We start from the raw sequence: 7,057 nt of genomic DNA on the forward strand, positions 1-7,057 counted from the left end.
AATGCCGCATATGTCATCGGAATTGAGAATTTTAATTTTTTCTTCTTCTGTTAGTTTTATGTCCATAAGGTAAATGTAAGACTTTTTTCATAATCGATAGTGGATGTTTTTTTTTGATTGTACTTAACGCTCAAATAAAAGGAATGCCGATTCTGCATGTTTGTTATTTAGTATTCTGTCGTTCAAATTCTCACTTCTACATCCAGCCGAACCAAACCGCGGCATGCGCTATGACCCGCTGTTAACTTTAGTATTTTTTATCCCTTGTATCAAATTGGGCACAGCTAATACTAGTATCGAAATAATTAACGTAACAATCCCACCAATCAAAAAATTATATTTCTCATCAGTAGACTTTAATTCACTTTTTATAATGTTTATATCACTATCCAATTCCTTTTCTAGTAAAACTATGTCAGTTCGAATTGTACTTAACTCGATTAGATATAATGGGTCTTTTGAAATGGTATGCTTAAGTTGTTCTAATTCTGTTTTCAAATTAGAATTATCCGCTTTAATCAAATCAACAGATTGATTAATTTTTAATAGTTTTCTATGATAATAATTATTGGATTGGTTTGAATCTTTTAAACTGTCACCAGCAGCAAGCATTTCAGCGAGCTGATTAGAAAATAAAACTGAATATTTCTGATTAGCTCTTACTCTTTCTTCAAGGCTTTCAATTCTCTGAACAAAATCTTTATCACTAGGCCGTGATTCGTTTTTTGTTGAGAAAATACCACTTATTGCTATAGTTGTAATTAGTCCACCTACTATGGCAATAATAATTGAAAATAAAGATGTGTAGGCTTTTTTCCTTTGAAGCTTTCGTGCTTTTTCTTTAGCTTTTTTTGCATCTTGAAATCCCTTTAATTTTGCTTTAGCAGCAAATATTCCCTTAAGAGCTTTGAAATCTGGAAAATTAGACTTTTCCAGTCGTTGCCAAATTCCATCAGTCAGTTCATAAATCCAAAAATCATTTTCGGATGGACAAATTAAATATGCGGGGACATCAATCTCTCCAACATAGTTAAGGAGTTCTTTTGTTCTTTCTGTTGTTGCTCCTTCAGCCGGGATATTTATCTTAAATTCGACGATAGCTAATGGTTGATTAACTATATTATCGTCAAATATAATTAAGTCTATATATGAAACATTGCCCTTTTTAGAAGTAAAACCATAATTATACGATAAACAATCTTGAAGGAAATCTTTTTGACTAATAAGAAAATGACTAAAGGAGTTTATTAATTCTTTCTCTTTCATATATGGTCTGTTCTTGTTTTATATTAAAGCTAACGGTGAGTATAAGAAACGTAAGTGATTTCGAAGCTCAAACCTGTCAAGTTGCACTGAGCCAAATTTGCGTTTTGACATAAAATTAAAGTTTTAAAACAAACCGTCAAATCACAGATTTGGCGGTGCTGATTAAACGCTCCAAACCTTCGTAAACCACTGAACCACTTATGTTTTTATACATTGTTAGGCGCTTTTATTTTTCCTGCAATCCGATACAATGTATGAGACAGACTAGTATCGTATATCTCATCTACTATACCTTTTGCAATAGTCTCACTTTCAATACTCTCTTTCTTTTCTTCATTCTTCAGGTATTCCATGAATCGCTTAACAGTTTCAATTCGTAAGTCCAATTGCCTTTTCCCATGCTCATTTGATAACGGAAATACTTCCTTTATTTTTGCAAAATACTCATCATCGAATATCTGTGTATCTTGTAATACCATCTCTAAATATGAAAATTTATTCTTTAAAACATTAACATAGTAATGTCCTTTAAGTGATATTGCGACACTTTGATTTTCAATTAATTCAGTGTTAATTTCAATATCTGAAATCAAGTCATCAGTTTCTATTAAGCGATATTTACTTAAAAGATTCAGCTCATTAACAATTATCCTAAGATTATAACCGGCTGAACTAAAAGTCGAAATTAAATCATTGATTAAAATAAATTTTTCAGTTTGACCTCCTTTTACAATTCTGTTATCAAGATATCTTAAGAGCTTTATCTTAAGAAAATGATTCCTACTACCTTCTGCTGGTGAAAATAAATTACAAACAACACTAATTTCTTTATTGTAATACATTTTATTATTAAGTGCGACAGCTTTTACAAATTCCCAAAATGGTATTGGAATTTTACTGTCTGGCGATGTTCGTTGTCGTATAATATATTGGTCAACTTCAGTATGCCCTGAAATTAAAAATTGTTTAAATATTTCTAATCCTTCTCTAATATTTGGATAAGTAGTTTCCTGAATAAACTTTAGCATTTCAGAGTTTGTATTGCTAAACAATGTTTTTTCAAGACTTAAAAGAAAATCCTTCACAGATTCGTTATCAATCTGAACTTTCGCACCAGATTTAAGTGCTCCTTCCGACTTTCCAATTACATTCAAATATTTCAAAGCATAATTGATTCTTCTATGAAGAACCTCGTTGTAAGGTGGGGCTGTAATGTGATAAACATTGGGAGGGAAAGCATCAAAAGGAGGTTGGTATCTCCATTTGTAATAATATCCTTCCCTAAGGGATAGAACAACATTCACTTTCCCCTTTCTATTTATGCTCTGCGAAAACAAGAATACATCTTTCTGAATTGATATATCAAACTGGTCAACATTATCAATAATTATACACAGTCTTATTCTTCTTTCTCTAATAAGATATTCAGATAATTTATAAAAGTGATTTTCATTGTCTTTTAAAGCGTTTTCTAGAAAAGAGTCAAGCTTGTCATTGTACTTATCAGGATTGGACTCTTTATCACTTTGCCATATACTTTCGTCATTCCTTCTGATTTCTTTGAAATAGATTCTTTTTAAAGCTGTTTTTGAATGTAGTTTTAAATCAGAATAGTCTTCATAAATTCTTTCAAGTATATCACTAATTACATTCTGTTGATAATCTTTGAAATCTTTACTTGAATAATCTCTAAAATCAATATAAACATATGGATGCTCCTTATGAATGTCACCATTGAAATTATTTTTAAATAGATAGTTTATAAAGGTAGTTTTACCTGCTCCTTTAGAACCAACTATTATAATTGGTTTAGGGGCGTCGATATCTTTTTTAATAGGATATTCATCAATTTCAGTTTGAATTTGTTCAGAAAGATTTTTTGTATTTCTAACCTGTACTATCTCTTCTAATTTTGGTGGTTTATCTGCAAATAGTTTTTCTATTTCAGACTTGTTTTTCTTTATTTCTTTATTTTCAATAAAGCATTCTTTTATCAATTCCTTATTGGTTAATTCATCATAACTGTATAGTTCCCCGAAAATATCATCAAGAATTGGTAATAAGTTTGCACTTAGAGAATTCCTTATTAATTCAGCATCTTTAGATGCTATAGTGGATATGATTTTTTTTCCATTGGGTAATACTTCATCAATAGAAAGTTTGAATCCACAATTTTCTATTAAGGAGGCTTTAGATAAAACATTAAAAAAATCAATAAATCTATTTTCAACATCATCTAATCCATTAAAAATGGCGCACTTATTCTTTCTCCAATCTGTTCCATCCGTATTAGAAAATTTACCAATTATGAATTGATGTCCATTCGTGATAATTCCATATTGCAATCCTATTTCAAAAAGATAACTTCTTACTTGCTTTATTACTTCTTTATTTCCTTTCTCTAAAGTTCCAAGTGTAACAGCATGATGTTTTTGAGGTAACGTAAATTCAACAAAATTCTTCTTTGCTTCAACTAAAAACTGGAAACCAGGTATTGAAAACAAATAATCATAATAGCCTTCTTTGACATAGCCCTCTCTATTAATATTTTTCTCTTCCCAACCTAAAACACTAATAAATAGATAATCAATAAGTTTTGATCTTGTGTCACTTTCTGTGAGATTTGAATCCTTTAAAAGTTCAAAGTCCTTTTGAAATGTCAAGAAATCTTTATGGGCTACGTCAATATCTTTCATATTTTATATCTATTTTCTTAATTGTTTGTGTTGTTTTACGGTCTCTTAGTTATAATTGCGCCTAACGTAAAAGTGTTTTATCCTTTTGTTTTCTAAAATTAACAAAATATTATTAAGAGAGTTCAATTTTCTTCGCAGAATAATTCCAAATAAAGGATAAAACATGCTTGTACAATGCCGTCGGCCTATGGGCATTTATAGCTTAACGAAATAAAAGACAAAACCCTCTTTTAATTCTTCGTACTACAGCAAATAATCATTCCATTATGAATATTTTACTGCATTGCCGATTGACGAGAGCTCATTTTTGTCGCTAAATTGGCTTTACCCATTGACGAGAGCTCTTTTTTGTGGCAAATTTGCCTTTGCACATTGACGAGAGCATTTTTTTATGGCAAAATGGTGATTGCCGATTGACGAGAGCAAATTTTTGTCGCGAAATTGGCTTTACCCACTGACGAGAGATCTTTTTTGTGGCAAATGTGCCTTTGCACATTGACGAGAGCATTTTTTTGTGGCAAAATGGTCATTGCCCATTGACGAGAGCAAATTTTTGTCGCAAAATTGGCTTTGCCCATTGACGAGAGATGTTTTTTGTGCCAAATCAAACAATTTTACTTCTTATAATCCTACCTTTTTTATTATCCGTCTATTGTCATATACTTTGGTGTCATTCCTTCAAAGTCAATGGATACATAGTGTTTCAACGGATTGGAATCATAAGTAATTGACCATTCAGTATCATCACCGCTGAATACACCTAAATGAATCCCATCAAAACTGAACTCCTTGTCGAAATTGTCAATCCCTGAGTTCTCAATATATTCCTCAAGTTCCTTTCTTAAAAATGGAATAATAATGGCATTCTTTATCTCATCATATTCATTGTCGAGCCTTTTAAAAAAGTCTTTTTGTAAATTGGAAGGTCCATTTTCATCAGCATCAACACATATTCCAATCTCCTGAGCTTGAAAAATCACAGAACCTTCGTAAAAGTTTTTTGAGGAATCTTTGAATGTTGTATAGCCAAGTTCTCCGAATAAGTCATCTTGGAATTTTGGTTTTTTCTTAAAAATATCAAATAAACCCATATTTTTTTCTGTTTTTACAAAACTGTTTTAATCGTACACTTTTAATTACACCTTGCTGGTTCGAGCTTGTAGTTAAGACCTCTTCCATTGGGCAGAAAAGCATTCTGCTATGCAGAGCAGGAGTTACAAACTTGTGCTGTCAGGGGTAGTTATTTATATTTTTCAATTTGCTCAAATAGGGTTGCTTTGTAGTTATCTGTGAATTTTACACTACTAAAGAATCCACTTTTGATTTCTTTATTTTTAATTCTTAAATCATACCAATCTGAGAAAAAGTCAGCATAACCTCCGGTTGATATCTCATTGTTTCCCATTGCCACCATAAGTGGGTACTCTTCAACGAATTGCTTCTTTGATTTAATCTTTTTATTGATACTTAGTAGATAGAATTGAATGTCATAAGCTAAATAGGACAAGGGATCCGCGTGAAGTGCAAAATATCCTTTTTCATTAGTTAATTCTTTAAATAGATTTCGCAGAACTTTGTCAAAATCTATTGATTTATCAGCTTTAAAGTACTGTTGGAGAACATCCGAAAAACGTCCATTTTTAAGGGCTTCTAATGTCTCTTTTAATTCTTCTTCTGAGTTATCATATTCGCTCTCATTCACAAGACCTTTGATAAATTCGCTAAAATCACTTGCTAAAAAAGTCTTCTTGTAATCATGTTCTTGGTCAACATGGACGACTTCAGGTTCTCCTTCATTTCCGCATTTTGAGTAATCTAATAGAATCATATCATGACCTGCACTAGGGCAAGTGCAAATATATATTCCATCATTAGGGTATTGCCATTCATCAATCATGAATTGGCTTCCTAATCCACCACAAAGAGAATAAGTTTTTTCAAATCCAATCCCCATTATTCCGCTAATGGCAACATGGTCTTCTGCCCATGAGGTACTTTCATTTGTAGGAAAGCAGGTGTTTACAGGAATGCCTCCATTTTGACTTTTCATCAGTTCAATGTATGCTTCCGGTAGCTTATAATCTAGCCTGGATTCAACTTTAGTGATTAACTCCTCAGTCACAGATTCATTTTTATATTTATTATCTGAATATTCTGATGATTCCCAAAAGTCCGTCAAGTCAATGTCTGTTAAATTATTCATCTATTGCTATATTGCTGCTACCGTTTCGCGGGTATGGCGTCGTGCCGCCGTCTCCACAGGTTTGTTGTTTATAGTTCTGTCGTTCAAATTCTCACTTCTGTATCCTGCCGAACCGAACTTCGGCATGCGCACCCGCTGTTGGCAACAGTAATTTCATTATTCTCTATTGTAATATTTAATGTAAAAATACTCATCAAAATTTAATGTTGTATCTAAAGATATCTTATTATTTACATTAACAATTAATCTCTTTTTTATCCTAGAATCATTGATGTTTTTTACTTTAACATCAAAGCCTTCCGTATCATAATTCCAATTTATATCTCCTATTACTTTGTCGAACCATAGCGTTCTTTGCTTACAAAATTGAAAGTTAGTTCCTGGCATTGTGGTTGCAAAGCCAAATTCTTGTTGTTTGTAATAATATTGTTCGTCAATTTGTACTGTGTAAACAGGATAGTTCTCAATCATGGAAAAGAATATATAGAAAGGAGCTATCATAGCAGCAAGAGCTATTGATATTCCTATAAAACTTTGAATCAAAATCCGAGTCAGTTTCTTTTTTAATTTTCGTTTAAGTATCCGATTTATAATCCAGAAAGATGAAATTGCAACAAGTACTATAAGGACAAAATAAACTTGGAACATATTGTAATCTTTATTGACGTGCTTTGTTTTAAATTTAAAAAATCAGGACTGATAATTACCCTAATAAATACAATACTGCTAGGCGGCTTGCTGGTGTTTCTTAATTGAGCTAAGCTTTCAAACTGCGCATCACCGCCCATGCAATTTAGCTTTTGTGCCTGTTGCACAACTCTTGATAACTTGTTCATAAATCTAACAATAAAAACTTTACTTCGCAATAATAATGGCTTAACTTGTAAATAAA

Annotated in this window: 6 protein-coding genes; all 6 read right to left on the reverse strand. The window is 31.8% G+C overall.

What is annotated here, in order from left to right; translation table 11 throughout:
- Window positions 1–228: 228 nt before the first annotated feature.
- Window positions 229–1,266: a hypothetical protein gene (locus tag NQ163_RS20255; protein ID WP_268192137.1), complete on the reverse strand. Its 1,038-nt coding sequence runs from the start codon at window positions 1,264–1,266 to the stop codon at window positions 229–231.
- Between the two features lie 206 nt (window positions 1,267–1,472).
- Window positions 1,473–3,962: an AAA family ATPase gene (locus NQ163_RS20260; protein ID WP_268192138.1), complete on the reverse strand. Its 2,490-nt coding sequence runs from the start codon at window positions 3,960–3,962 to the stop codon at window positions 1,473–1,475.
- 641 nt (window positions 3,963–4,603) lie between these two features.
- Complete coding sequence (locus NQ163_RS20265; protein WP_268192139.1) at window positions 4,604–5,053, reverse strand: hypothetical protein; 450 nt, start codon at window positions 5,051–5,053, stop codon at window positions 4,604–4,606.
- A 149-nt stretch (window positions 5,054–5,202) separates the two neighbouring features.
- On the reverse strand, window positions 5,203–6,165 hold the full coding sequence (locus tag NQ163_RS20270) for an SMI1/KNR4 family protein (protein ID WP_268192140.1): 963 nt from the start codon (window positions 6,163–6,165) through the stop codon (window positions 5,203–5,205).
- Between the two features lie 156 nt (window positions 6,166–6,321).
- Window positions 6,322–6,813, reverse strand: coding sequence for a hypothetical protein (locus NQ163_RS20275; protein WP_268192141.1), 492 nt, complete (start codon window positions 6,811–6,813; stop codon window positions 6,322–6,324).
- On the reverse strand, window positions 6,786–7,057 hold a 272-nt coding region (locus tag NQ163_RS20280), incomplete at its 5' end, for a hypothetical protein (protein WP_268192142.1). The genes NQ163_RS20275 and NQ163_RS20280, both read right to left, overlap by 28 nt.

The sequence above is a fragment of the Marinifilum sp. D737 genome (assembly GCF_026672275.1).
GTDB lineage: Bacteria > Bacteroidota > Bacteroidia > Bacteroidales > Marinifilaceae > Marinifilum.